Raw genomic sequence first — 23,096 nt, 5'->3', positions numbered from 1 at the left:
GTGCTCACAGTGTAGGGGTTCGAGGTTGAGTAACAGGGTGTTTCACCGGGCGATTCGCTGGCCGCGTGCTGGTCGAGCCACCCGGTGGTCGAGCTTGCCCGGTGGTCGAGCTTGTCGAGACCCCCGATCGATCACCGGGGCTGGATCTCGACAAGCTCGATCACCGGCGGGCTCGATCATCTGTCGACGCTCGATCACAGATCTGCCGCGGGCTTGCTCAGCGACGGGAGGTCGCCGAGGCGGCCCTCGATCAGCGCGATCCGCTTCGGTCGGCCCCAGCACTGCACTTGTTTCTCGCGGGCGAAGGCATCCGTGATTCTCGAGTACTCCTCGACGTGCACCAGACGCACTGGGCGGCGCCGTCTTGTGTATTCAGCGCCCACGCCCTCGCCGTGTTCGGTGAGGCGGCGCTCGAGGTCCCGGGTGCTGCCGACATAGAACGATCCGTCGGAGCACTCGAGAATGTACATGTACGGCATGGCGACGTGCTGCCTGCTGGCCGTTTTCGGCGCCTGAGTTGTGCACAGGGACTTGGAGGGACGGCGGGATCTCGACAAGCTCGATCACCGGGGGGCGGGATCTCGACAAGCTCGATCACCGGGGGCGGGATCTCGACAGGCTCGATCACCGGGGCTCGATCACCGGGCCGGTGGTCGAGCTTGTCGAGACCGGGACAGGGATCTCGACAAGCTCGATCACCGCGGGGGTTAAGGGGCGGGAGTCGCGGAGGGCGGCGGGGCCAGGGAGGTCGCGATCAGGTCGCGAATCACGCCGTAGTCGGGGTTCTCCGGGTCGACGTTGTTGTCGGGGATCAGCTCGACCGACTTGATCGGCAGCGTCTTCGTCTTCGAGGCGAGGTTCACGAAGTAGCCGAGCATGCCCTGGGGGATGTCCGTCTTGACCACCTGGGACCCGGCCTTCGCCACGGCCTGGAACTTGGTCAGCACGTTCGCCGGGCTCGCCTGGGCCAGGATGGCCTCCTGCATCTGCCGTTGGCGCACCATCCGGTCGTAGTCGCTGGTGTCGTGGCGGGAGCGGGCGTACCAGAGCGCGTGGTAGCCGTCCATGTGCTGCCGGCCGGGCTCGAACCAGAACAACACCTCGGTGAAGGTGTCGTCGGTGTGCACGGGCACCCGGTGGTCCACGGTGATGTCGACCCCGCCGAGGGCGTCCACCAGCTGGGCGAAGCCCTGCATGTCGATGAGCACGTAGTACTGGATGGTCAGCCCGGTCACGCCCTGCGCGGCATCCCTCATGCCCTCGATGCCCGGCTCGCTGCCCGCGGCGATCGCCTTCGGGTACATCTCAGGGCTTTTCAGTTCGACCTCGGTGTAGATCGAGTTGAGCATGCACGCGTCGACCTCGCACCCGTCGATGGCGCCGTACCCCTCCGGGTACAGGTCGGCGAGCGGGCCGGGCGAGAACGGCACGTCCTCGAGGTTGCGGGGCAGCCCGATCATGCTGGCCTGGCCGCTCTCGGCGTCGATGCTGACCACCGAGATGCTGTCGGGGCGGAGGCCGTCACGGTCGGGGCCGGCGTCGCCGCCGAGCAGCATGATGTTGTAGCGGCCGTCGACCGGGGGCTCGGTGGGCCCCGCGACGAAGACGGAGGAGAGGAAGTCGCTGGCGGTGGTGGCGACGTAGGCGCCGTAGCCGGCGGTGCCGACGACGCCCACCATGAGCACGGTCGCGAACGCGGCGATCAGCGGCCGGGCCTTCGGGCCCGCCTTGACCAGACGCACCAGGCGCAGCGTGTCCATGGTCAGGATCAACCAGACCACGGCGTAGAAGACGAGCAGAGCGGCGGCGACCCAGAGCCCGATCGTGTTCGTCAGCGCGGTGAGGATCACCTCGGGCCAGAGCAGGTAGACCACACCCGCCACGACGGCGAGGAAGAGCAGGGTGAACGTGGCCCGGAGGCCGAACCGGCCGAGGCGTCGGCTGCCGGCCAGCACCTGCACGGAGCCGGGCAGCAGGAAATTGAGCAGGACGAGCCACCAGGCTCGCTTGGTCATGACCCGTTCTGAGCCGACATTCGGGTGCCGGATCGGGCTGCTTGCACTCGTCATAGTTTCGCTTGGAGGTCCGAATTCTTCTTCTCGACCTGCGCGGCGAGCATCTCGGCGTAGTCCTCGAGCTTCCCCCGCAGGGAGTCGTCGGCGGTCGCCAGGATCTTCACGGCGATCAGGCCCGCATTGCGCGCGCCGCCGATCGACACGGTTGCGACCGGGACTCCGGCCGGCATCTGCACGATGGAGAGGAGGGAGTCCAGTCCGTCGAGCCGGCCGAGGGGAACGGGCACGCCGACGACGGGAAGGGTGGTCACGGCGGCGAGCATGCCGGGCAGGTGCGCGGCACCGCCGGCTCCGGCGATGATCACCCGGAGGCCCCGCTCGTGCGCGCTCTTGCCGTAGGCGATCATCTTCTCCGGCGTGCGGTGAGCGGAGACCACCTGCACCTCGCAGGGCACCCCGAAGTCGCGCAGCAACTGCGCGGCGTCACTCATCACCGGCCAGTCGGAATCCGATCCCATGACCACTCCGACAAGCGGGGTCACGGCGATCTCCGACTGGGCGGGCTGGGGCACGGAGTTCTCTGGCACGGAGTCGATCTTATGGGTCAGTCCTGAAAAACCGCCGCAGTGGCTCGCGCCTCGTACACGACTTCATCCAGATCGGACCCTCCGACGGTCACGTGGCCGACCTTCCGGCCGGGCCGCGGGGCCTTGCCGTAGTTGTGCACCTTCGCCGACGGATGCTCCGCCAGGGCCACGGGGTACCGATCGGCCAGGCTCCCCTCCATCGGTCCCCCGATGATGTTCACCATCACCGACCACGGGTCCCGGTTCGTGGTCGCGCCGAGCGGCAGGTCGAGCACCGCACGGAGGTGCTGCTCGAACTGGCTCGTCGTCGACCCTTCGATCGACCAGTGGCCGCTGTTGTGCGGGCGCATCGCCAGCTCGTTGATCAGGAGGCGCCCGTCCGTCGTCTCGAACAGCTCGACGGCGAGCATCCCGGTCACGCCGATGCCGTCGGCGACCCTGACCGCGATCTCGGCGGCGAGCTCGGCGAGCCGGCCCTCGGACAGTGGCGCGGGCGCGATCACCTCCGCGCACACCCCGTCTTTCTGCACGGTCTCGACGACGGGCCAGACCGCGACCTCGCCGGAGGGTCGCCTCGCCACCTGCTGGGCCAGCTCGCGCCGGAACTCGACGAGTTCCTCCACCAGCAACGCGCCGTCATTGCCGTCTTCGGCGAGGGCGGTGAACCAGTCGTCGGCGTCGTGCTCGTGCGAGACGAGCCGCACGCCCTTGCCGTCGTAGCCGCCGCGGGCGGTCTTGACGACCGCGCGGCCACCGTGCCCGGCAAGGAAGACGCCCAGTTCGGCGGAGTTCTCCACCCGTGCCCAGTCCGGCACCGGCAGTCCCAGCTCGGTCAGGCGTTCGCGCATCAGCAGCTTGTCCTGGGCATAGAGCAACGCGTCGGGCCCTGGGTGCACCGCCACGCCCCGCGCGACGAGTAAGCGGAGGATCTCCTGCGGAACGTGCTCGTGGTCGAAGGTGACCACGTCGACGGTCTCGGCGAAGGCGAGCACGACCTCCCGGTCGCGGTAGTCGCCGACGGCGAACGCGGCCAGCGCGGCCGACATCCCCTCGTTCTCGGCCAGCACCCGGATGTCGATGCCGAGATTGACCGCTGCCGGGATCATCATCCTGGCCAGCTGGCCGCCGCCGATAACGCCGACAGTCGTATTCATCTGTTCACCAATTCCTGTGCGAGCGTTCATTCTTCGGTGCGGCTTCTCTCAGGCTGGAGGCGAGGCTGCGCCGTAGACTTCGAATCCTGCCCTCCTATCTTCACCCATCGAGCGGACGGACGCATGCCGACAAAAACGACGAATCCAGCACGACTGATGACCTTCCTGGTCCAGGTCGGCAAGTTCGGCGCGGTCGGACTCGTCGGCTTCGCCGTGGACGTGACCGTGTTCAATCTGCTCCGCACGACCGTGTTCGACCCGCACCTGGTGCACGCCGGACCGATCTACGCCAAGGTCTTCTCGACCATCCTGGCGATCTTCGCCAACTGGGTCGGCAACCGGTACTGGACCTTCGGCAAGAACCGGCAGGAGCAGACCCTGCGCGAGGGAATCGAATTCTTCGCCGTCAGCTTCGTCGGCATGGGCATCGGCCTGGCCTGCCTGTGGCTGAGCCACTATGTCCTCGGCCACACGAGTGTCGTCGCCGACAACATCTCCTCGAACGTGATCGGCCTGCTGCTCGGCGCGATCTTCCGGTTCGTGCTCTACCGGTACTGGGTCTTCGCCCCGAACCGCCGCACCCCGGCGCCCGCGCCGGTCACCGGCAGCCTAGCGACGGTGCCACACGGGCGGCTGGTCAGCGAGCGCTGACGTCGCGGTGGTCGAGCCTGCCCCGACCCTCCTCGACCCGATCAGGGTCTGAGACCGCTCCATCAGGTCGTGCAGCACCTGCTGCACCAGGTCGGCGTTCGGCACGTCCTTGAGCAGGAGCGGATGCTCCTCGCCCCCGTTGATGAGCACGTCGCCTGACCTGCAGAGCGACTGCAACCAGGTCTTGCGCACGGTGACGTCGTAGCCGCGGCTGTGCAGCAGTTCCTGGCGGGTGCGCACGAAGAAGCCCCGGCGGAAGATGATCCGCCGGGTGGTGATCGTGTAGCGCCGGTTCAACCAGGTTGCCAGCGGCAACAGCCAGAGCAGGACGACCACGGCGACGGCCCCGGCGGCCAGGGCGGTGTTCTGCCACGGCTCCGGCATCGACCCGTAGAAGTAGCCGGTGGCGCCGAAGACCGCGACGAGCAGCACGGTCGGCCAGAACAGCACCCGGGCATGCGGTCGGAGCCCGGCGACGACGCGCTCGACCGAGGTCGGCGCCTCGCCCTGGCTGTTCACCGCTGCGTTCGTCATACCCTCATTAATACCTCAGATGGGTGACATCGCCGGCGGCGACAGCCTGCAGCTCCCCGTTTGCCTGGTCCTCGACGATGAGGCGACCGTCCCGGTCGAGGTCGATGGCGATGCCGACCAGGTCGTCGCCGCCGGGCAGCTGCACGCGCACCGGGGCCCCCAGCGTGCCGCAGACCTCCCGCACGGCCGCGAGCAGCCCGCTCCGCACCGGGTCGCCCCCGGCGGCGAGGAAGGCCCCGGTGAGGCCGCGCAGCTCGGTCAGGTACCGGGCGAGCACGGCGTCGGGGTCGGGAGCCGACCCGGTGACCAGCATCAGGGAGGTGGAGGTGAGGGTGGGCAGGTCGTGCTCGTCGAGGGACACGTTCAGGCCCGCGCCGATGACGAGGCCCCGGGCGTCGGGGAGCAGTTCGGAGAGGATGCCGGACACCTTGTAGCCGTCGATCAGCACGTCGTTCGGCCACTTCAGGGTCACCTCGTGCACCGGATGCCCCTCCTCGGGCTCTGGGGCGGGGCCCGCCAGGCTCGCGTCGACCACTTCGCGCACGGCGCGGGTCATCGCGGTGCCCGCGAGGAGGGGGAACCAGCCGAAGTGGTCGACCGGGAGCGGCGCCCCGGCGTGCACCGGGCGGAGCAGCACGGAGATGGCCAGGGACTTGCCGGTGGGGGCCAGCCAGGTGCGCCCCAGCCGGCCGCGTCCCCTGGTCTGGTTGTCGGTGACGACCACCGACAGGTCGGGCCAGGCCGCGGCATCCGCCCCCGTCGCGTGGGCGACCAGCACGTCGTTGGTCGAGCCGGCCTCGGCCAGGTACTCGAACCGTGCCCCGGCCTCCCGGCTGAGCGGAAACTCCATGCGAACCTCTTCCCGTGGCTAACTCAGGCCTTTGCCCAGATTCAATGCCGAATCGGCCGATTTCGGCGCTCTAACTCCAAAATTACCTGAGTTAGCCACCGACGACTGCGGAACCGACCAGCGAACGTGCCCATCTTTGTAGAGTTTCGTCAACGGTCGGGGACAACCGTTGGCCGGTAGAGTGAACCGGTGACTGAGAACTCGCCCCTCGCGGGCCCCGACCTGTACACGACGGCTGGAAAGCTCGCCGACCTCAAGGTGCGCTATCACGAAGCCGTGACCGCCAGCGGAGAGGCGGCGATCGAGAAACAGCACGCCAAGGGCAAGATGACGGCCCGGGAACGGATCGACCTTCTGCTCGACCAGGGTTCGTTCGTCGAACTCGACGAATTCGTGCGGCACCGCACGCACGCCTTCGGCATGGAGAAGAAGCGGCCGTACGGCGACGCCGTCGTCACCGGCACCGGCACCATCCACGGGCGCCAGGTCTGCGTCTACTCCCAGGACTTCACCATCTTCGGCGGTTCACTCGGCGAGGTTGCCGGCGAGAAGATCATCAAGGTGATGGACCTCGCCCTGAAGACCGGCGTGCCGATCATCGGCATCCTCGACTCCGGCGGAGCCCGGATCCAGGAGGGCGTCGTGGCCCTCGGCAAGTACGGCGAGATCTTCCGCCGCAACACGGCCGCGTCCGGCGTCATCCCCCAGATCTCGATCATCTGCGGCCCGGCGGCCGGCGGCGCCGTCTACTCCCCCGCCCTGACCGACTTCGTGATCATGGTCGACAAGACCAGCCAGATGTTCGTCACCGGCCCCGACGTGATCAAGACCGTCACCGGCGAAGACGTCGGCATGGAGGAACTCGGCGGCGCGCTCACCCACAACACGGTCTCCGGGGTGGCGCACTACCTGGCCAGCGACGAACCCGACGCGCTCGACTACGCCCGCACCCTGCTCAGCTTCCTGCCGGACAACAACCTGGCCGAACTGCCCGTCTTCGACAGCGATATCGAGCTGGAGACGACGGATGCCGACATGAAGCTGAACACGATCATCCCCGACTCCCCCAACCAGCCCTACGACGTCAAGACAGTGATCGAGTACATCGTCGACCACGGCGACTTCCTGGAGACGCAGCCACTGTTCGCCCCGAACATCGTCGTCGGTTTCGCCCGGGTCGAGGGGCGTTCGATCGGCATCGTCGCCAACCAGCCCAGCGCCATGGCCGGCACGCTCAACATCCCGGCCGGCGAGAAGGCCGCCCGCTTCGTGCGCTTCTGCGACGCGTTCTCGATCCCGATCCTCACCCTGGTCGACGTGCCCGGCTTCCTGCCGGGCACCGACCAGGAGTGGACCGGCATCATCCGTCGCGGCGCCAAGCTGCTCTACGCCTACGCCGAGGCGACCGTCCCGCTGGTCACGGTGATCCTGCGCAAGGCCTACGGCGGCGCCTACATCGTGATGGGCTCCAAGCAGCTCGGCGCGGACATCAACCTCGCCTGGCCGACTGCCGAGATCGCCGTGATGGGCGGCCAGGGCGCCGTGAACATCCTCTACCGGGCCGAGATCAAGAAGGCGGAGGCCGCCGATGAGGATGTCGCGGCCGTGCGCACCCGGCTGGCCAACGAATACACCTACAACGTCGCCAGCCCGTTCCTCGCGGCCGAGCGCGGCGAGCTGGACGGCATCATCGAGCCGGCGGCGACCCGGGTCGCGATCACGAAGGCCCTGCGCGCGCTGCGCACCAAGCGCGCCAGCCTGCCGCCCAAGAAGCACGGGAACATCCCGCTGTAGGCGGGCGCCATGACCCCGACCACGACACCCACCCCAGACCCGGCCGAGGAACTCCTGTTCCTCACCCGGGGCGTCACCCCCACCGAGGCGGCCGCCGTGTCGGCCGTGCTCCGCGGCCTGCTGCGCGAGGAGACGGACAACCTGCGCCGGGATCCCGAGGGCAGCCAGAGCGCCTGGCAGGTCAGTCAGCGGGCCATCCGGCCGGCCGTGCGCGCCGGACAGGGCCAGTGGCGGGGCTTCTCGGCCTGACCCGCACTCCCCCCGAACGGCCGGTCCCCCTAAATGCCGACTTTTCTGATCGAACCGGGTCGATGAGTATAGATATTGCTAGGTGTCGCTCACAGAGTTACACCACCAAAATTCGTCGACTAGGGTAAGCAGGCGAATTTTGGCGGCGAGTCAGGGTGACATTCGGGTTGTCGCCCTGGCACGAAAGTCGAAAGGGGACCAGCCTCACGGTTGGTCCCCTTTCGCATGTCCGGGTGGCCTGATTTCGACACGCTCAATCACCGCGACAAGCTCAATCACCGGGGCGAACCCGTCAGCGGGCCGCCGGGGCGTCGGCCGGCACCGGGCTGCGCGGGATCTCGAGCCACAGGTTGACCTCGGGCTCCGGTGATTCCTGGCCGAGTGCGCTGAGCCGGGCGTCGGCGCTGCTGAGGCCGACCACGGTCACCGCCGTCGCCGAACCGTCCCCGGCCGTCCGCGCGATGATCGAGTCAGCGGTGGTGCCGCCGATCGCGGCCGCGAGCGTGTTGAGCACGGTTTCCAGTTCCGGGCCGCGGAGGTCGTCGATGCCGCCTTCGTCGAGCAGGGTCACGATCGCCCCACGCCGTCTGGCCGCCATGACCTGCTCACGGACCGCCTCGTTGAGCAGCTTGCGCCCGCGGATCTCGTCCCGGACTGCGGCCTCGAGGTACCGGCATTCCTGCCGCTCCAGGGCGTTCAGCACACCGCCCCGGACGATGATCCGGCGCAGCATCGGCGCCGCCAGGCGGATCGTTTGCGCCAGCCGGACCTGACGCTCATACAGGTGTGCCTCCTGGGCCGCCTGCCAGTCCGTGGCCTCGCGTTCGGCCAGAGCGTACTGTCTGGCGTCCCGCCCGGCCTTGGCGAGGGCGCGGGCGAGGATGACCGCGATGGCCACCCAGACGGCGCTGCCGATCACCCCCATGTCGGCGAGCGCGGCCGGGCCGGCCCAGACGATGGTGTGCACGATCAGTGCCGCGGCGCCGATCCAGGCGAGCGCCGGGCGGCGACGGGTGGCCGTGATCGTCATCAGGGTGCCGACGGCAGCGACGTACCAGGTGGCGTAGCCGTTGACGGCCGCGCCGTCGAGCTGGCTGCCGACGAGCAGGGGCATGGCCACGCAGACGGCCACGTTGAAGAAGGCGAGCCAGAGCGGCATCCGCATCGGGCTCCTGGGCCACAGGCTCAGCGCCGTCGCCAGGATGTAGGCGGCGATCGCGAGGATGGCCGGGCCGGGTGTGCGCGGCTGGTTGAGCGAGTAGATGCCGAGCACAACGTGGTAGGTCGAGAACAATGCTGCCAGAGACAACACAAGGCCGCGGGGCACGGTGATCATGCGGGTGCCACCTCGCCCTCGGTTGGCCAGGCGAGGGTGATGGTGGTCCCGCGGCCGATCTCGGAGCGGATCTGCACCGAACCGCCGACGCTGGCGACTCGTTCCTGGATCGAGAGCCGAAGGCCCAGCCGTTCGCTCGGCACCTGCTCCGGGTCGAAGCCGACCCCGGTGTCGGCGATTTCGATGGTGCAGCCGCCCTGGGCGTTCGCCCGCATGGTGAGGGTGCGGCCTGGTTCGACGATGCCGTCGCCCGCGTGCTGGACGCTGTTGACCATGGCCTGCACGCTCGCCGCGAACAGGGCGTCGCTGGCGTGCACCGGGAGGCTGAGCGTGTCGATCTCACACTCGAGGACGGTGAATGGCGCGGCGAGCCTGTCGGCGGCCTCGCGGATCCGCACGCTCAGGGCGTTGAACGGCACCAGGCTGTCCTCCCCGGCCGGCACCATGGCCGCGTCGTTCAGCCGGGTGAGCGCGTCGGAGGCCATTCCCGAGGCCAGCTGCGCCGCCTTGGGACTGCCCGCAGCCGCAGCCGCGAGGAAGGTGGCGAGCACGCTGTCGTGCACGATCGAATCGACCTGGACCCGCTCGACCTCCGTCGCGTGCTGCCTCACGGCCGTCGCGTACTGGTGCAGGGCATTGGTCTGGGCGGCATCCACCGCGGCGGCCGTCTGGCGCAGCATGAAGATGATGATCAGGATGACCTGGCCGAGGATTGTGGCGTAGGCGGCGTCGAGGGAGGCGAGGAGCACATCGGCGCCTCCGCCCGACGGCTGGGTGCGCACGATGCCGTAGACGATCGGGGCGAGGAAGGTGTAGATCGCCGCCCACACCAGCGGGAACGACACTGCGGCGCAGGCCGTCGCCACGGTGCACAGGTACCAGAGCCACGGTTTGCCGTCGAGCACGGCCGAGGGGTCGAGCATCAGGAAGGGCCAGCCGAGGAGGGCGGCCAGGTAGACCACGGCCACCGTGCCGGTGGTCACCCGCACGCCCACCTTGCTGACGGCGGCGATCACCACGGCCCCGACGCCCAGGGCCAGGGCCAGGGGCATGGCGACCGCCATGACCGGCAGCCGCAGGGGAACCTGCGCGAGCATGATCGGGAGCGCCTGGAGGGAGAAGATCACGCCGACCCCGGCGACGGAACGGGAAACGACCGTTTCGATCCGGGTGCGACTGATCGGGTTGCGGGGCTGGGTGGGCCCGGCGATCAGGTCGGAGTCCATGCCCAGGGTGGCAGTGTCGCCGGCGCTCCTCGCATTCCTGTCCTGGGTGCCGCGCTCCGCCCGGGGAAGCCGGAGCGGCAGTGCGGCCGAGGACTCAGCCGCGGCCATCCCCGCCGTCCTGGTCCAGCCCAGGAAGGATGCCGTCTTCGACCGCACGACGCAACAGGTCAACCTTCGTCGGCGCCGGCCGGCCCACCTCGACGTACTTCACCCGGATCCGGTCGAGGTACTCCCGCGCGGTGGAATGGGCGATGCCGAGCTGCATCGCGACCATCTTGAGCGGCAGCCCCGACGCGTAGAGGTGCAGCACGTCCCGCTCGCGGCGGCCCAACTGGGCCTTGGCGAAGTCGCGGTCGGCGTCGATCGCGGTCGCCCATTCGAGGTTGTTGAGCACGTCGCCGCGGGCGACGGATGCGACGGCCGCCATCACCGTCGTCGTCGGCGAGGACTTGGGGATCACTCCGGCGGCTCCGGCGGCGAGCGCCTCCCTGACCAGGGCGACCCGGTCGGCGATACTGTGCACGAGCACCGAGGCACCGGTGCTCTGGGCGTTGTGCACGTTGTCGGTGACGAGCGAACCGTCGCCGAGCGACAGGTCGAGCACGATGACGTCGACGGCGCGGCCGGCGATGCCGTCCACGAGCGCCCGCACCGTGGCCGCCGCGAAGATCACGTCGTAGCCCGCGTTCTCACAGGCCGCCTTGATGCCGAGCCTGACCGACTCATGGTCATCGGCGATGCCGACCCGCACCGGGTGGTCGAGCGTCGTGCGCCCCCCGGCGTCCTGGCCGGCCGGTGATTCCAACGGTGCAATCGAATCTGTCACGGGGGTCCACGTCCTCACTTTGTCGTACAGGTCAACGATAGCTATTTGGTGAGCAGCGCAACGGCTTCGACATGGTGGGTATTCGGGAACAAGTCGAACGCCCGCAGCCCGCGGAGTTCGTAGCCGTGCCCGGCGAGCAGGGCGATGTCCCGTGCGAGCGCCACGGGGTCGCACGCCACATAGACGATCTGGCGTGGGGCGAGGGCGCCGAGCTGGTCGATGACCTCCTTGCCCGCGCCGGCCCGCGGCGGGTCGAGGACCACCGTGGCCGCCTGCTGCCGCATTCGGTCGGCGGCGCTGGAGTCCCGCACGAGTCCGGCCAGGAACCGGTCCACCCTGCCGGTTTGCACGCTCGCGCCGACCCAGTCCGCCAGGTTCTCCGCGGCGAAATCGGTGGCCTGGGCATCGCTTTCGACCGAGGAGATCCGGACCGAGCTGCCGAATCGGTCGCCGACGGCCGCGGCGAGCAGTCCCACGCCGCCGTAGAGGTCGAGGTTCGCGGCCTTCGGGTCGAACGCCGCAGCGTCGATGGTGTCCTGGACCGTGCGATAGAGGGTCTCGGCGGCGCGCGCGTGCACCTGCCAGAAGCCGGCGGCATCCAGCCTGAATTCGCGGTCGCCGACGACCTCACGGATCAGGTTGCGCGGCGTGGGTTTGCGGCGGCCCTGGGCGTCCTGCTCGGCCACGAGCACCTGCACGGTGCCGAGGCTCGGCGCGACCACGTCGACGGATGCGGCCCCGCGGAACAGCTGGTCGAGCGGCGCCGCCGCCTCCAGCAACCGGTCGGCGAGAGGCAGGTCCCCGACGGGGATCACGCGGTGGCTCCTGGCCGCGTATGGTCCGACCGAGCCGTCCTCAGCGACGTGCAACCGCACCCGGGTGCGCCAGCCGGTTCCGTCGGCGGCGTCGCCGGGGGATGCGTTGGGGCCGACCGGGACCGGCTCGACCGTGACGTCGGTCTCGATCCCCGCCATTCGCTTGAGGGCATCGGCGAGGACCTGGCGCTTCAACTCGCGCTGGTGACCCAGTTCGATGTGACCGAACTCGGCGCCGCCGGCGCGGTCGTCGGGGTCACGCTCGAGGGCGGCGGACGCCCAGATGTGCGGCTGGCGCTCCGGGGCGGCGTCCAGGACCTCGACGGTCTCGGCACGCCAGAAACTCTTGTGGCTGGCAGAGGTCAGCCGGGCGCGCACCCGCTCACCCGGGAGGGTGTCGCTGACGAAGACCACGCGGCCCTCGTGCCGGGCGACGAAGATGCCGCCGTGGGCTACGTTGGTGACGTCGAGTTCGAGTTCGCTGCCGACTTCGACGGACTGCTCGCCCGGAATCGACTGATTGTCATTGCTGGTGCCCATTGAACGAGCATCCCACATCGCTTCTACCGTCGCACGAAGGAACCATGCGCCTCTACCTGGCCTCGACTTCTCCCGCCCGCCTGGCGCTGCTGCGCTCCTCCGGGATCGAACCGGTCACGATGGCCCCCGACGTGGACGAGGATGCCGTCGCCGCGGAGGCCGCCCGGCAGTCCGGCGCGCCGCTCACCCCGCACCGGGTGGTCGAGCTGCTCGCCCGCGCCAAGGCGGAGGCGGTCTCGGTGGCGCTGCGGGAGACCGGGACGCACGGCGACGGGCTCGTGCTCGGCGGCGATTCGGTGTTCGTGATCGACGAGGTCATCTACGGCAAGCCGCACACCGCGGAGAAGGCCCGGCAGCGCTGGCAGTTGCAGCGCGGACGCACGGGGCAGCTCTTTTCGGGCCATTGGCTGATCGAGCACTTGAACGGGCAGGCCGGTCGGGCGGTCGGCGCCGTCGCCGTCGCGGACGTCACCTTCGCCGACGACATCGGCGACGACGAGCTCGACGCCTACATCGCCACCGGCGAACCGCTGCTCGTCGCCGGTGCGTTCACCATCGACAGCCTCGGCGCGCCGTTCATCACGCATATCGACGGTGACCCGTCCACGGTGGTCGGGCTCTCCCTGCCGACCCTGCGCCGGCTGGTCACCCGGCTGGGCCATTCCTGGCCGAGCCTGTGGAATCGTGGCCCGGCGAGCTGACTCGGCGACCTTATTCCGGGCCCGATTGTAGGCATCCGCACCTTTCTCGCTGTTCTTTTTGTGGAACAGAACCAAAAGACCTCGGCTCAGGCACCATAAGCTAGGGCACTGTGTCGCGAATAACGAAGGTCCTCATCGCCAACCGGGGCGAGATCGCCGTCCGGGTGATCCGAGCCGCGAAAGACAGCGGCATTCTCTCGGTTGCCGTCTACGCCGATCAGGATCGTGATTCGGTGCACGCGCACCTTGCCGACGAGGCCTATGGTCTCGACGGAACCACCAGCGCCGACACGTATCTCGTGATCGAGAAGATCCTCTCGGTGGCCAGGCGGTCCGGCGCCGACGCCGTGCACCCCGGCTACGGCTTCCTCGCTGAGAACGCCGACTTCGCCCGGGCGGTGATCGACGCGGGGCTGATCTGGATCGGCCCGTCACCCGAGGCGATCGAAAAGCTCGGCGACAAGGTCTCCGCCCGGCACGTCGCGGAGAAGGTCAACGCCCCGATGGCGCCCGGCACCCTCAACCCGGTGGTCGACGCCGCCGAGGTGCTCGACTTCGTCGACCTGCACGGCCTGCCCGTCGCGATCAAGGCCGCCTTCGGCGGCGGCGGGCGCGGCCTCAAGGTCGCCCGCACCCGCGAAGAGGTGCCCGAGCTCTTCGAGTCGGCCACCCGCGAGGCCGTCGCGGCGTTCGGCCGCGGCGAGTGCTTCGTCGAGAAATACCTGGACAAACCGCGCCACGTGGAAACCCAGTGCCTCGCCGATGCCCACGGCACCGTCGTCGTCATCTCCACCCGCGACTGCTCGCTCCAGCGCCGGCACCAGAAACTCGTCGAAGAAGCACCGGCCCCGTTCCTGACCGACGCCCAGCAGACCGAGATTTACCGCGCGTCCAAGGCCATCCTGGCCGAGGTCGGCTATGTCGGCGCCGGTACCTGTGAGTTCCTGATCGGCCAGGACGGCACCGTCTCCTTCCTCGAGGTGAACACCCGGCTGCAGGTCGAACACCCCGTGTCGGAGGAAGTGACCGGGATCGACCTCGTCCGCGAACAGTTCCGCCTCGCCGAGGGAGGCACGCTGGACTACCCCGACCCTGCTCCCACCGGCCACTCCTTCGAATTCCGGATCAACGGCGAGGATGCCGGCCGCGGCTTCATGCCCGCGCCCGGCCCCGTGCACGTGTTCAAACCCGCCGGCGGTCCCGGTGTGCGCGTCGACAGCGGCGTGCAGGCCGGCGACGTGATCTCCGGCTCGTTCGACTCCCTGCTCGCCAAGCTCATCGTCACCGGAGCCACCCGCGAGGAGGCTCTCGAGCGCTCTCGCCGCGCCCTCGACGAGTTCGAGGTTGCCGGGCTGCCCACCGTGCTGCCCTTCCACCGCCGGATCGTGCGCGACCCCGCGTTCGCCCCGGCGAACGGCCAGCCCTTCTCCATCTACACCCGCTGGATCGAGACCGAGTTCGACAACGACATCGACCCGTGGAACGGTTCGCTCGAGGAGCCCACCGGCCCGGCGAAGCGGCACAACGTCGTCGTCGAGGTCGAGGGCCGCCGGATCGAGGTCAGCCTGCCGGTGCGACTGCTCCCCGGGTCGGCGTCCGAGAGCACGGCGGGGCCTGCCCCCCGCCGGCGCAGCGGAGGCCACGCGGTCAGCACCGCGACCGGTGACGCCGTGCACGCGCCGATGCAGGCAACCGTGGTCAAGCTGGCCGTCGCCGAGGGCGACATCGTCGTCAAGGGTGACCTGCTGCTCGTCCTCGAGGCCATGAAGATGGAGCAACCACTCACCGCCCACAAGGACGGCGTGATCGGCAGCATCGAGGCGCTCGTCGGCACCACCGTCGCCTCCGGCTCCCTGCTGATGGCCGTCACCGACCACCCCTGACCCGGCCTTCCCTGTCCTGCCCTGCCCTGCCCTGGCTTGGCAGGGCTGAACGGCGGTGGGAGCGCGGGTGGGGGGCTCGGGGGTCGCGGAGGCGGGCTACTGGACGATGTGCATGGCGCGCGCGGCATCCGTGATCGAACCCGTCAGCGACGGGTAGACCGGGAACGCCCGGGCCACCTCGTCGACCGTGAGCCGGTGCTCGACCGCCAGGGCGAGGGGGAAGATGAGCTCGCTGGCCTTGGGCGCGACGATCACTCCGCCGATGACGGTGCCGGTGGTGGTGGTCGCGAACAGCTTGACGAAACCGTCCTTGATGCCCATCATCTTCGCGCGCGGGTTCGACGAGAGCGGCAGCTTGTAGATGCTGCCGCGGGTGAGGCCGTCCTCGATCTGCTTCTGGGTCCAGCCGACCGTGGCGATCTCCGGCTGGGTGAAGATGTTCGCCGCGACGTTGCGAATTTCGATCGGGTTGACCGCGTCGCCCATCGCGTGGAAGACCGCGGTGCGGCCCATCATCGAGGCGACGGATGCCAGCGGCAGCTCGGTCGTGCAGTCGCCGGCCGCGTAGATGTTCGGGATGGACGTGCGCGCGACCCGGTTCACCCGGATGTGGCCGGATTCGGAGAGCTGCACGCCGGCCTCCTCGAGGCCGATCCCGGCGGTGTTCGGCACCGAGCCGACCGCGATCAGGCAGTGGCTGCCCTCGACCGTGCGGCCGTCGGCCAGGGCCGCCAGCACGCCGGTGTCGGTGCGCACGACCGAGGACGCGCGTGACTTGCTCAGCACGACCATTCCGTTGCGCTTGAACACGTTCTCGATCACGGCCGCCGCGTCGGCGTCCTCGCCGGGGAGCACCTGGTCGCGGCTGGAGATCAGGGTGACCTTCGCGCCGAGGGCGCGGTAGGCGGAGGCGAACTCGGCACCGGTCACGCCGGAGCCGACCACGATGAGGTGCTCAGGGACGGCTTTCAAGTTGTAGAGCTCGGTCCAGCTGAGGATGCGCTCGCCGTCGGGGACGGCGGTGGGCAGGATGCGCGGGGTCGCGCCGACCGAGACGACGATCGTGTCGGCGTCGATGCGGTCGAAGTCGGTGCCGGAGCCGTCCTCGGCGGTGGAGACGATGACCCCGCTGGTGCCGTCGAGGCGGCCGTGGCCGCTGACAAGGTGCACGCCGGCGCGCATCAGGGTGGCCTTCATGTCCTCGGACTGCTGCCGGGCGAGGGCGAGGAGCCGCTTGTTGACGGCAGCCAGGTTGATGGCGACCTCGGGCCGGGCGGGCCTGCCCGTGTCGCCGCGCACGAACAGCTGAACGCCCAGGTCGGTGGCCTCGCCGATCGAGTTGGTGGCCTCGGCCGTGGCGATGAGCGACTTGGAGGGGACGACATCCGTGATCACGGCGGAACCGCCGACCCCGACCCGCTCGACGAGGGTGACCTCGGCACCCTGCTGGGCGCCGGCCAACGCCGCTTCGTAACCGCCGGGCCCTCCGCCGAGGATAGCGATGCGCTGCTTGCGTTCGAACTCGTAGGCCATTGTCATATTCTCCCGCCCCAGCGCCCCCCTGCCAAACCACGCGCCCCGCCCCAGCGCCCCACTTGCGCCGCTACGCGCCAGGCAGGCCAGGCGCGCACGGGCGCATGTGGCGCGCTCAACCCGACTATGCCCGCCCGGGGCCCCGTCGAGGCTCCGGCCTGCACTCCGGTCGAATTCGACGGACGCTGTCACTGGAGACGCGAATGCTGCGGCCATCCGTGCGCGAATGAGCGAAATCTCCGCCGAATCAGGCAGGTGAGCGCCGGTGAAATGGGCGGGCAATTAGAGTGGGGGCATGCTGAAGATGGATAACAACCCGCTCGACGCGCCAGAAACGGATCCGTTCGAGGTCGCGCGCATCGCGGCCGGCGAGATCGCCGCCCGCACCGGTGTCGCCCGGCACGACATCGCACTGACCCTGGGCAGCGGCTGGGGCAAGGCCGCCGACCTGATCGGCGAGACCACGCACACGATCCCCGCACAGGAGATCACTGGCTTCAGCGCCCCCGCCCTGGCCGGCCACGCCGGCATGCTCCGCTCGGTGCTGCTGCCCGGCGGCAAGCGCGCCCTCATCATCGGCGCCCGCACCCACTACTACGAGGGCCACGGCGTGCGCCGGGTCGTGCATAGCGTGCGCACCGCGGCCGCTACCGGCGTGTCGACGATGATCCTCACCAACGGTGCTGGCGGCATCCGCGAGACCTGGACGCCGGGCAGCCCCGTGCTGATCAGCGATCACATCAACCTCACTGCCGACTCGCCCCTTGAGGGCGCGACCTTCGTCGACCTCACCGACCTGTACTCCGCCCGGCTGCGCGCCCTGGCCCGCAGCATCGACCCCACCCTCGACGAGGGCGTGTACTGCCAGTTCCGCGGCCCGCACTACGAGACCCCCGCCGAGGTGCAGATGGCGAAGGTGATCGGCGGCCACATCGTCGGGATGTCCACCGCGCTCGAGGCGATCGCGGCCCGGGAGGCCGGGATGGAGATCCTCGGCCTGTCCCTGATCACGAACCTCGCCGCGGGGATCCAGAAAGAGCCGCTCAGCCACGAAGAGGTGCTCGAGGCCGGCAAGCTGGCCGAACCCGTGATCGGCGCGCTGCTCGCCCGGATCGTGGCCGCACTGTGAGCCTCGACGGCACCGCAGTGCCCCCCGAATCCGGCGGCAGGCACAGCGAGGAAGACGCCCCGGAGACGGTGCTCCCCGACACGATGGTGCTCGACACCATCGAGACGGACGCTCCCGCCGGGGACGCCGCCACGGCCCTGCTGAACACGGCGAACGACTGGCTCAGCCAGGACCCCGACCCCGAAACCCAGGCCGAGTTGCGCCTGCTGGTGCGCTCCGCCGGCGATGGGGATGCGGCGGCGATACTGGAGCTGCACTCCCGCTTCGATGAGAGACTCGCCTTCGGCACGGCCGGCCTCCGCGGAGCGATCGCGGCCGGCTCGAACCGGATGAACCGCGTGCTCGTCTCCCAGGCCGCCGCCGGCCTCGCCGCCTACCTCAGGGGCGCCGCGTCTCCGGGCGAAACCCCGTCCGTCGTCATCGGCTACGACGGGCGCAAGAATTCCCACGTCTTCGCCACCGACACGGCTGCGATCATGGCCGGTGCCGGGGTGCGCGCCATCCTGCTCCCCCGCCTGCTGCCCACCCCCGTGCTCGCCTTCGCGGTGCGGCACCTCGACGTGGGTGCCGGCGTGATGGTCACCGCGTCGCACAACCCGCCGAACGACAACGGCTACAAGGTCTACCTGGGCGGCGCGAACAACGGCTCGCAGATCGTCTCCCCCGACGACGCGCGCATCGCGGCGGAGATCCTCCGGGTGGCGACCGAGCAGCGGGTACCTGACCTGCCTCGGGCCGCCTACGAGACGGCACCCGAATCCGTCGTGCAGGCGTACATCGACGCCACCGCCGGTCTCGCCCACCCGCCGCGCGCGCAGGTGAACACCGTGTACACCGCCTTGCACGGCGTCGGCTGGGACACGACCAGGCGCGTGCTCGAAGCCGCCGGTTTCGACCTGCCCACCCTCGTCGACGCCCAGATCGCCCCGGACGGCCACTTCCCCACCGTCGCGTTCCCCAACCCGGAGGAGCCGGGCGCCCTCGACCTGTCCTATGAGACCGCGAGGGAGGCCGGCGCCGAGCTGATCATCGCGAACGACCCCGACGCGGACCGGCTCGCGATCGCGATCCCCGACCCGTCGTCCGGCACCGGCTACCGCCGGCTCAGCGGCAACGAGGTCGGGGCCGTCCTCGGCTGGCGGGCCGCCGAGCTCGCCGCGACCGCGGCAGGCGATGGCGCGGCCGACGGCACGCTCGCCTGCTCGATCGTGTCGTCGCCGGCCCTGCAGGCGGTCGCCGCGGCCTACGGCATGCGGTTCGCGGACACCCTCACCGGCTTCAAGTGGGTGTCCCGCGCGCCAGACCTGATCTTCGGCTACGAGGAGGCCCTCGGCTACCTCGTCAACCCCGGCACCGTGCGCGACAAGGACGGCATCTCCGCCGCCGTGGCCATTCTCTCCCTGGTCAGCGACCTCAAGGCCGACGGGCTCACCCTCGCCGACCACCTCGACCGGTTCAGCGCCCGGTTCGGCCACTTCGCGTCCGGCCAGATCTCGGTGCGGGTGACCGACCTCAGCGAGATCGACCGGGTGATGGCCCGACTGCGCCAGAGTCCGCCGTCGATGGTGGGCAGCATCCGGGTCGACCAGGTGGACGACCTGTCGGCCGGCTTCAACGGACTGCCGCCGAGCGATGTGCTGCGGATCAGGCTCGTCGACGGTTCACGCGTCATGGTGCGCCCGAGCGGCACAGAACCCAAGCTCAAGGTGTACCTGGACACGAGCAGCACCGCCGGCATGGTCGCCGAGCGGAAGGCCGCCGCCGAGGCGACCCTGGCCGAACTCGACCGGGGCATGCGCGAACTGATCAAGTAGCGCGGTCGGGCCGGCACTCAGCCCAGCGCGGTCAGCCCAGCGCGGTCTCCAGCTTCGCGGTGAGTTCGTCCACGTCGAAGTAGTTGTCGATCACGACGATGTCGGCGTTGGTCTTGCCGATGGCGTCGACCAGCTCCGACGAGGTGAGGATCACCTGGGCGTCGAAGCCCATGCTCGCAACTCCGGCGACGTCCGTCGCGGTGACCTCCGCCTCGATGTCCAGCCGGGCCAGGGCCCGCTCGGCGTTGACCTTGAGAATCGCGGAGGTGCCGATTCCGACTCCGCACAGGGCGACGATCTTCATTACTGCTCCTCGGGTGGTGCGGTGACGCCGAGCAGCGAACGGATGCTGTCGACATCCGTCGCGGCCGCCAGCGCCGGAATGACGTGCGGGTCGTTGAACACATTGGCCAGTTCGGCCACGAGGAGCACGTGCTCGTCACCGCTGGTGACGGCCAGGCCCAGCACGACGCTGACCGGGTCGTTGTGCGGGTGGCCGAACGCGACCGGCTCGGCGAGGGTGACAACGCTCAGGCCCTCGGTGTGAACGTCGGGTCCGGGCCGGGCGTGCGCCAGCGCGAGGCCCGGCGCGATCACGACGTAGGCGCCGAACTCGTCGATCACGCCGATCATGCGCTTCGTGTACTCGGGCGAGGTCGACCCTGACCGTTCGAGGGCGTCACCGGCAGCGGCCACCGCACCACGCCAGTCCTCGACGTGGACGCCGATCGTGATTGCGGCAGTGGGGAGGGGCGGCAGTGGCATGGGGGCTTTCACGGTGTCGATCGGACGGGCATTGGTTCTTCAGGCGCCTTCGAAGCCGGCGACGATGGCATCGGCCAGCTCCTCGCGCTCCTCGAGCGGGAGGAACGTGGCCTGCGCGGCGTTGAGCTGGAAGACCTCGAGGTCGTCGATGTCGTAGCCGAACGCGTCGCTGAGCAGGGCCAGCTCCTTGCTCAGGCTGGTGTCGCTCATCAGGCGGTTGTCGGTGTTGACGGTGACCCGGAAGCCCAGCTGGTACAGCAGGTCGAAGGGGTGGTCGAGCAGGTCGTCGCCCCAGGCCGCGATCGCCCCGGTCTGCAGGTTCGACGACGGGCTGAGCTCGAGGGCGATCTCGCGGTCGCGCACCCACTGCGCCACCGGGCCGAGGGTCACGTAGGTGTTGTCGTCGGCGTCCTGGCGGCCGACGACGATGTCTTCGGCGATGCGCACGCCATGGCCGAGCCGCAGCGCACGACCGTCGAACAGAGCCCCGCGGATGCTCTCCAGGCCGTCGGCCTCGCCGGCGTGCACGGTGACCGGGAGGAATGCCTTGGCCAGGAAGTCGAACGCGTCACGGTGGTTGTGGGCCGGGAAACCGAGTTCGGCGCCGGCGATGTCGAACCCGACGACGCCCGCGGTGCGGTGGCGCACGGCCAGTTCGGCGATTTCGAGGCTGCGGTCGGCGTGCCGCATGGCGGTGATCAGCTGGCCGATCTTGATGCTGTGGCCGGCCTCGGCGGCGGCGGCGATGCCGGCCTCGATGCCGGCCTGCACGGCCTCCACCGTCTGGTCGAGGGTGAGGCCCCGGGTGAGGTGCTGCTCGGGGGCCCAGCGCACCTCGCCGTAGATGACGCCGTCGGCGACGAGGTCCTCGACGAATTCCCGGGCGACCCTGGTCAGGCCCTCCTCGGTCTGCATGACGGCACAGGTGATGTCGAAGGTCTTGAGGTATTCGACCAGCGAGCCGGAGTTGGCCTGGTCGGCGAACCAGGCGCCGAGGTCGGACTCATCCGTTGTCGGCAGGGCGAATCCGATACTCGCGGCCAGCTCGATGACGGTGCCGGGACGCAGCCCGCCGTCGAGGTGGTCGTGCAGGGAGATCTTCGGCAGCGCGTTGATGCTGATGCCGCCGGGCAGCAGGTATTCCTCTGGGCTCGTGTTCACGTTCCCAATCTACCGGCCATGACGCTGGGAGTCTCCCTGTTTGCTGAACCCGGACTGTGGCTGACTCAGGAGATTCCCGGCATCGGTTCCGGTGCGGCCTGGAATTCCGCACCCGCCGACCTGACTCGTCCGGAATCTCCTGAGTTAGCCCCCAGCCTGCCCGGTATGGGTGGACGGGGCTCGGGGCGGGCGGGGGCGGGGGCGGGGTCGGGGGCGGGTCAGCGGCCGATTCGCTCGGCGATCAGGGGTCCGCCGTCCTGGATGGGCTCGCCGGGGTCGCCGATCCGGTAGGCGCCTTCCACGGCCTCGAGCGCGCGGGCGAAACGCTCAGGCTCGTCGGCGCTGAGTGTGAACAGGGGCTGCCCGGCCCGCACGGTGTCCCCCGGCTTGGCGTGCAGGTCGATCCCGGCGGCGTGCTGCACCGGGTCCTGCTTTCGGGCGCGGCCGGCGCCGAGACGCCAGGCGCCGATTCCGAACGGAAGGGCCTGCTGCTCCACGAGCACCCCGTCGCGCAGGGCGGTGACGACGTGGGTTTCCTTCGCGACCGGCAGGGCCGCATCCGGGTCGCCGCCCTGGGCACGGATGACCTCACGCCACTTGTCCATCGCGCGGCCGTCCTTCAGCGCGACGGCGACGTCGACGCCGGTGATGCCGACCAGGTCGAGCATCTCCGTGGCGAGGGCGACGGTGAGTTCGACGACATCCGCCGGCCCGCCGCCGGCGAGCACCTCGACCGATTCGCGGACCTCGTTGGCGTTGCCGATCGCGTGGCCGAGAGGCACGTTCATGTTGGTGAGCAGCGCGGACATCGCCACGCCGGCGTCCTCCCCGAGCGCGACCATGGTGCGGGCGAGTTCGCGGGACCGGTCGATGTCCTTGAGGAAGGCGCCGGAGCCGAACTTCACGTCGAGGACCAGCGCACTCGTGCCCTCGGCGATCTTCTTCGACATGATCGAGGATGCGATCAAGGGAATCGCCTCCACCGTGCCGGTGATGTCGCGCAGCGCGTAGAGCTTGCCGTCGGCCGGGGCCAGGCCTCGTCCGGCGGCGCAGATGACGCCGCCGTGGTCGCGCAGCTGCGCGAACATCTCCTCGTTGGTGAGGCTGGCCCGCCAGCCCGGGATCGACTCGAGCTTGTCCAGGGTGCCGCCGGTGTGGCCGAGACCGCGGCCGGAGAGCTGGGGAACGGCCGCGCCGAAGACGGCGACGAGCGGCATCAGCGGCAGGGTGATCTTGTCGCCGACACCGCCGGTGGAGTGCTTGTCGGTGGTCGGTTTGCCGAGGCCGGTGAAGCTCATCCGCTCCCCGCTGTTGATCATGGCCATGGTGAGGTCCTTGATCTCCCGGCGGTTCATCCCGTTGAGGAAGATCGCCATGGTCATCGCGGCCATCTGCTCGTCGCCGACGTAGCCGCGGGTGTACGCGTCGACCAGCCAGTCGATCTGGGCGGTGCTGAGCTCGCCCAGGTCACGCTTGGTGTGGATCAGGTCAACAGCGTCGAAGGCCTCGATGCTGGTCTGGATGTTGCTCACG

At 69.6% G+C, this 23,096-nt stretch carries 22 protein-coding genes; 7 read left to right on the top strand and 15 right to left on the bottom strand.

Going from position 1 to position 23,096, the window contains the following annotated elements:
- Positions 1–194 precede the first annotated feature (194 nt).
- The 4 genes from E3O32_RS13675 to E3O32_RS13660 all read right to left on the bottom strand — a co-directional run bounded on the left by E3O32_RS13675 (position 195) and on the right by E3O32_RS13660 (position 3,786).
- Positions 195–470 (bottom strand): GIY-YIG nuclease family protein, encoded by a 276-nt coding sequence (locus E3O32_RS13675; RefSeq protein WP_241974958.1) that lies wholly within the window; start codon positions 468–470, stop codon positions 195–197.
- Between the two features lie 237 nt (positions 471–707).
- A complete protein-coding gene (locus E3O32_RS13670; protein ID WP_241974956.1) occupies positions 708–2,015 on the bottom strand; it encodes an LCP family glycopolymer transferase in 1,308 nt (435 codons plus the stop codon).
- 50 nt (positions 2,016–2,065) lie between these two features.
- On the bottom strand, positions 2,066–2,533 hold the full coding sequence (purE, locus tag E3O32_RS13665) for a 5-(carboxyamino)imidazole ribonucleotide mutase (RefSeq protein WP_134510450.1): 468 nt from the start codon (positions 2,531–2,533) through the stop codon (positions 2,066–2,068).
- A gap of 86 nt (positions 2,534–2,619) precedes the next feature.
- Complete coding sequence (locus E3O32_RS13660) at positions 2,620–3,786, bottom strand: 5-(carboxyamino)imidazole ribonucleotide synthase (protein WP_338145203.1); 1,167 nt, start codon at positions 3,784–3,786, stop codon at positions 2,620–2,622.
- A 126-nt stretch (positions 3,787–3,912) separates the two neighbouring features.
- On the opposite strand from E3O32_RS13660, the gene E3O32_RS13655 reads away from it, so the two are divergent.
- Positions 3,913–4,407, top strand: coding sequence for a GtrA family protein (locus E3O32_RS13655; protein ID WP_241974954.1), 495 nt, complete (start codon positions 3,913–3,915; stop codon positions 4,405–4,407).
- Here the strand turns inward: E3O32_RS13655 and E3O32_RS13650 are convergent.
- Both E3O32_RS13650 and E3O32_RS13645 read right to left on the bottom strand, forming a co-directional pair.
- Complete coding sequence (locus tag E3O32_RS13650) at positions 4,366–4,941, bottom strand: PH domain-containing protein (protein WP_134510368.1); 576 nt, start codon at positions 4,939–4,941, stop codon at positions 4,366–4,368. The genes E3O32_RS13655 and E3O32_RS13650 overlap by 42 nt on opposite strands.
- 7 nt (positions 4,942–4,948) lie before the next feature.
- The gene (locus E3O32_RS13645; RefSeq protein WP_134510367.1) at positions 4,949–5,791 is read right to left on the bottom strand and encodes a biotin--[acetyl-CoA-carboxylase] ligase; all 843 of its coding nucleotides are present in this window, start codon (positions 5,789–5,791) and stop codon (positions 4,949–4,951) included.
- 189 nt (positions 5,792–5,980) lie between these two features.
- Between E3O32_RS13645 and E3O32_RS13640 the strand changes: the two genes are divergently transcribed.
- Both E3O32_RS13640 and E3O32_RS13635 read left to right on the top strand, forming a co-directional pair.
- The gene (locus tag E3O32_RS13640; RefSeq protein ID WP_134510366.1) at positions 5,981–7,585 is read left to right on the top strand and encodes an acyl-CoA carboxylase subunit beta; all 1,605 of its coding nucleotides are present in this window, start codon (positions 5,981–5,983) and stop codon (positions 7,583–7,585) included.
- A 9-nt stretch (positions 7,586–7,594) separates the two neighbouring features.
- Positions 7,595–7,834, top strand: coding sequence for a hypothetical protein (locus E3O32_RS13635; protein ID WP_134510365.1), 240 nt, complete (start codon positions 7,595–7,597; stop codon positions 7,832–7,834).
- A 292-nt stretch (positions 7,835–8,126) separates the two neighbouring features.
- Here E3O32_RS13635 and E3O32_RS13630 read toward each other — a convergent pair whose 3' ends face one another.
- From E3O32_RS13630 to E3O32_RS13615, 4 genes are all read right to left on the bottom strand, one after another.
- On the bottom strand, positions 8,127–9,170 hold the full coding sequence (locus tag E3O32_RS13630; protein WP_134510364.1) for a hypothetical protein: 1,044 nt from the start codon (positions 9,168–9,170) through the stop codon (positions 8,127–8,129).
- Positions 9,167–10,504: a sensor histidine kinase gene (locus tag E3O32_RS13625; protein ID WP_134510363.1), complete on the bottom strand. Its 1,338-nt coding sequence runs from the start codon at positions 10,502–10,504 to the stop codon at positions 9,167–9,169. Before E3O32_RS13625 ends, E3O32_RS13630 begins: the two co-directional genes overlap by 4 nt.
- Complete coding sequence (locus E3O32_RS13620) at positions 10,491–11,147, bottom strand: response regulator transcription factor (protein WP_370250355.1); 657 nt, start codon at positions 11,145–11,147, stop codon at positions 10,491–10,493. The genes E3O32_RS13625 and E3O32_RS13620 overlap by 14 nt, the downstream gene beginning before the upstream one ends.
- A gap of 116 nt (positions 11,148–11,263) precedes the next feature.
- Positions 11,264–12,577, bottom strand: a complete 1,314-nt coding sequence (locus E3O32_RS13615; RefSeq protein WP_134510362.1) for a class I SAM-dependent RNA methyltransferase — start codon at positions 12,575–12,577, stop codon at positions 11,264–11,266.
- A 44-nt stretch (positions 12,578–12,621) separates the two neighbouring features.
- On the opposite strand from E3O32_RS13615, the gene E3O32_RS13610 reads away from it, so the two are divergent.
- Positions 12,622–13,278, top strand: coding sequence for a Maf family protein (locus tag E3O32_RS13610; protein WP_134510361.1), 657 nt, complete (start codon positions 12,622–12,624; stop codon positions 13,276–13,278).
- Positions 13,279–13,388: 110 nt separating this feature from the next.
- Positions 13,389–15,161: an acetyl/propionyl/methylcrotonyl-CoA carboxylase subunit alpha gene (locus E3O32_RS13605; protein ID WP_134510360.1), complete on the top strand. Its 1,773-nt coding sequence runs from the start codon at positions 13,389–13,391 to the stop codon at positions 15,159–15,161.
- 96 nt (positions 15,162–15,257) lie between these two features.
- Here the strand turns inward: E3O32_RS13605 and E3O32_RS13600 are convergent, their stop codons facing one another.
- Positions 15,258–16,694: an NAD(P)H-quinone dehydrogenase gene (locus E3O32_RS13600; RefSeq protein WP_134510359.1), complete on the bottom strand. Its 1,437-nt coding sequence runs from the start codon at positions 16,692–16,694 to the stop codon at positions 15,258–15,260.
- Between the two features lie 295 nt (positions 16,695–16,989).
- On the opposite strand from E3O32_RS13600, the gene E3O32_RS13595 reads away from it, so the two are divergent.
- The gene (locus tag E3O32_RS13595) at positions 16,990–17,823 is read left to right on the top strand and encodes a purine-nucleoside phosphorylase (protein ID WP_134510358.1); all 834 of its coding nucleotides are present in this window, start codon (positions 16,990–16,992) and stop codon (positions 17,821–17,823) included.
- An 83-nt stretch (positions 17,824–17,906) separates the two neighbouring features.
- Positions 17,907–19,637, top strand: coding sequence for a phospho-sugar mutase (locus E3O32_RS13590; RefSeq protein ID WP_134510448.1), 1,731 nt, complete (start codon positions 17,907–17,909; stop codon positions 19,635–19,637).
- Between the two features lie 31 nt (positions 19,638–19,668).
- On the opposite strand, the gene E3O32_RS13585 is transcribed toward E3O32_RS13590, so the two are convergent.
- The 4 genes from E3O32_RS13585 to E3O32_RS13570 all read right to left on the bottom strand — a co-directional run bounded on the left by E3O32_RS13585 (position 19,669) and on the right by E3O32_RS13570 (position 23,095).
- Positions 19,669–19,941: a PTS sugar transporter subunit IIB gene (locus tag E3O32_RS13585; RefSeq protein ID WP_134510357.1), complete on the bottom strand. Its 273-nt coding sequence runs from the start codon at positions 19,939–19,941 to the stop codon at positions 19,669–19,671.
- Positions 19,941–20,402 carry a PTS sugar transporter subunit IIA gene (locus E3O32_RS13580; RefSeq protein WP_134510356.1) on the bottom strand — a complete coding sequence of 154 codons (462 nt, stop codon included), beginning with the start codon at positions 20,400–20,402 and terminating at the stop codon, positions 19,941–19,943. Before E3O32_RS13580 ends, E3O32_RS13585 begins: the two co-directional genes overlap by 1 nt.
- Before the next feature lie 39 nt (positions 20,403–20,441).
- Positions 20,442–21,563: an adenosine deaminase gene (locus E3O32_RS13575; protein WP_134510355.1), complete on the bottom strand. Its 1,122-nt coding sequence runs from the start codon at positions 21,561–21,563 to the stop codon at positions 20,442–20,444.
- Positions 21,564–21,781: 218 nt separating this feature from the next.
- The gene (locus E3O32_RS13570) at positions 21,782–23,095 is read right to left on the bottom strand and encodes a thymidine phosphorylase (RefSeq protein ID WP_134510354.1); all 1,314 of its coding nucleotides are present in this window, start codon (positions 23,093–23,095) and stop codon (positions 21,782–21,784) included.
- Position 23,096 lies beyond the last annotated feature (1 nt).

Source organism: Cryobacterium mannosilyticum, from assembly GCF_004402705.1.
Classification (GTDB): Bacteria; Actinomycetota; Actinomycetes; order Actinomycetales; family Microbacteriaceae; genus Cryobacterium; species Cryobacterium mannosilyticum.
The sequence above is the reverse complement of the archived record's forward strand: the minus strand, read 5'-3'. Positions and strand labels throughout refer to the sequence as shown.

What these genes read in the sequence shown, in the direction of transcription:
- E3O32_RS13675 (WP_241974958.1), bottom strand. Translation starts at nt 470, where the DNA reads ATGTACATTCTCGAGTGCTCCGACGGATCGTTCTATGTCGGCAGCACC.
- E3O32_RS13670 (WP_241974956.1), bottom strand. Translation starts at nt 2,015, where the DNA reads ATGACCAAGCGAGCCTGGTGGCTCGTCCTGCTCAATTTCCTGCTGCCC.
- purE (WP_134510450.1), bottom strand. Translation starts at nt 2,533, where the DNA reads ATGGGATCGGATTCCGACTGGCCGGTGATGAGTGACGCCGCGCAGTTG.
- E3O32_RS13660 (WP_338145203.1), bottom strand. Translation starts at nt 3,786, where the DNA reads ATGAACGCTCGCACAGGAATTGGTGAACAGATGAATACGACTGTCGGC.
- E3O32_RS13655 (WP_241974954.1), top strand. Translation starts at nt 3,913, where the DNA reads ATGACCTTCCTGGTCCAGGTCGGCAAGTTCGGCGCGGTCGGACTCGTC.
- E3O32_RS13650 (WP_134510368.1), bottom strand. Translation starts at nt 4,941, where the DNA reads ATGACGAACGCAGCGGTGAACAGCCAGGGCGAGGCGCCGACCTCGGTC.
- E3O32_RS13645 (WP_134510367.1), bottom strand. Translation starts at nt 5,791, where the DNA reads ATGGAGTTTCCGCTCAGCCGGGAGGCCGGGGCACGGTTCGAGTACCTG.
- E3O32_RS13635 (WP_134510365.1), top strand. Translation starts at nt 7,595, where the DNA reads ATGACCCCGACCACGACACCCACCCCAGACCCGGCCGAGGAACTCCTG.
- E3O32_RS13630 (WP_134510364.1), bottom strand. Translation starts at nt 9,170, where the DNA reads ATGATCACCGTGCCCCGCGGCCTTGTGTTGTCTCTGGCAGCATTGTTC.
- E3O32_RS13625 (WP_134510363.1), bottom strand. Translation starts at nt 10,504, where the DNA reads ATGGCCGCGGCTGAGTCCTCGGCCGCACTGCCGCTCCGGCTTCCCCGG.
- E3O32_RS13615 (WP_134510362.1), bottom strand. Translation starts at nt 12,577, where the DNA reads ATGGGCACCAGCAATGACAATCAGTCGATTCCGGGCGAGCAGTCCGTC.
- E3O32_RS13610 (WP_134510361.1), top strand. Translation starts at nt 12,622, where the DNA reads ATGCGCCTCTACCTGGCCTCGACTTCTCCCGCCCGCCTGGCGCTGCTG.
- E3O32_RS13600 (WP_134510359.1), bottom strand. Translation starts at nt 16,694, where the DNA reads ATGGCCTACGAGTTCGAACGCAAGCAGCGCATCGCTATCCTCGGCGGA.
- E3O32_RS13595 (WP_134510358.1), top strand. Translation starts at nt 16,990, where the DNA reads ATGCTGAAGATGGATAACAACCCGCTCGACGCGCCAGAAACGGATCCG.
- E3O32_RS13590 (WP_134510448.1), top strand. Translation starts at nt 17,907, where the DNA reads ATGGTGCTCGACACCATCGAGACGGACGCTCCCGCCGGGGACGCCGCC.
- E3O32_RS13585 (WP_134510357.1), bottom strand. Translation starts at nt 19,941, where the DNA reads ATGAAGATCGTCGCCCTGTGCGGAGTCGGAATCGGCACCTCCGCGATT.
- E3O32_RS13580 (WP_134510356.1), bottom strand. Translation starts at nt 20,402, where the DNA reads ATGCCACTGCCGCCCCTCCCCACTGCCGCAATCACGATCGGCGTCCAC.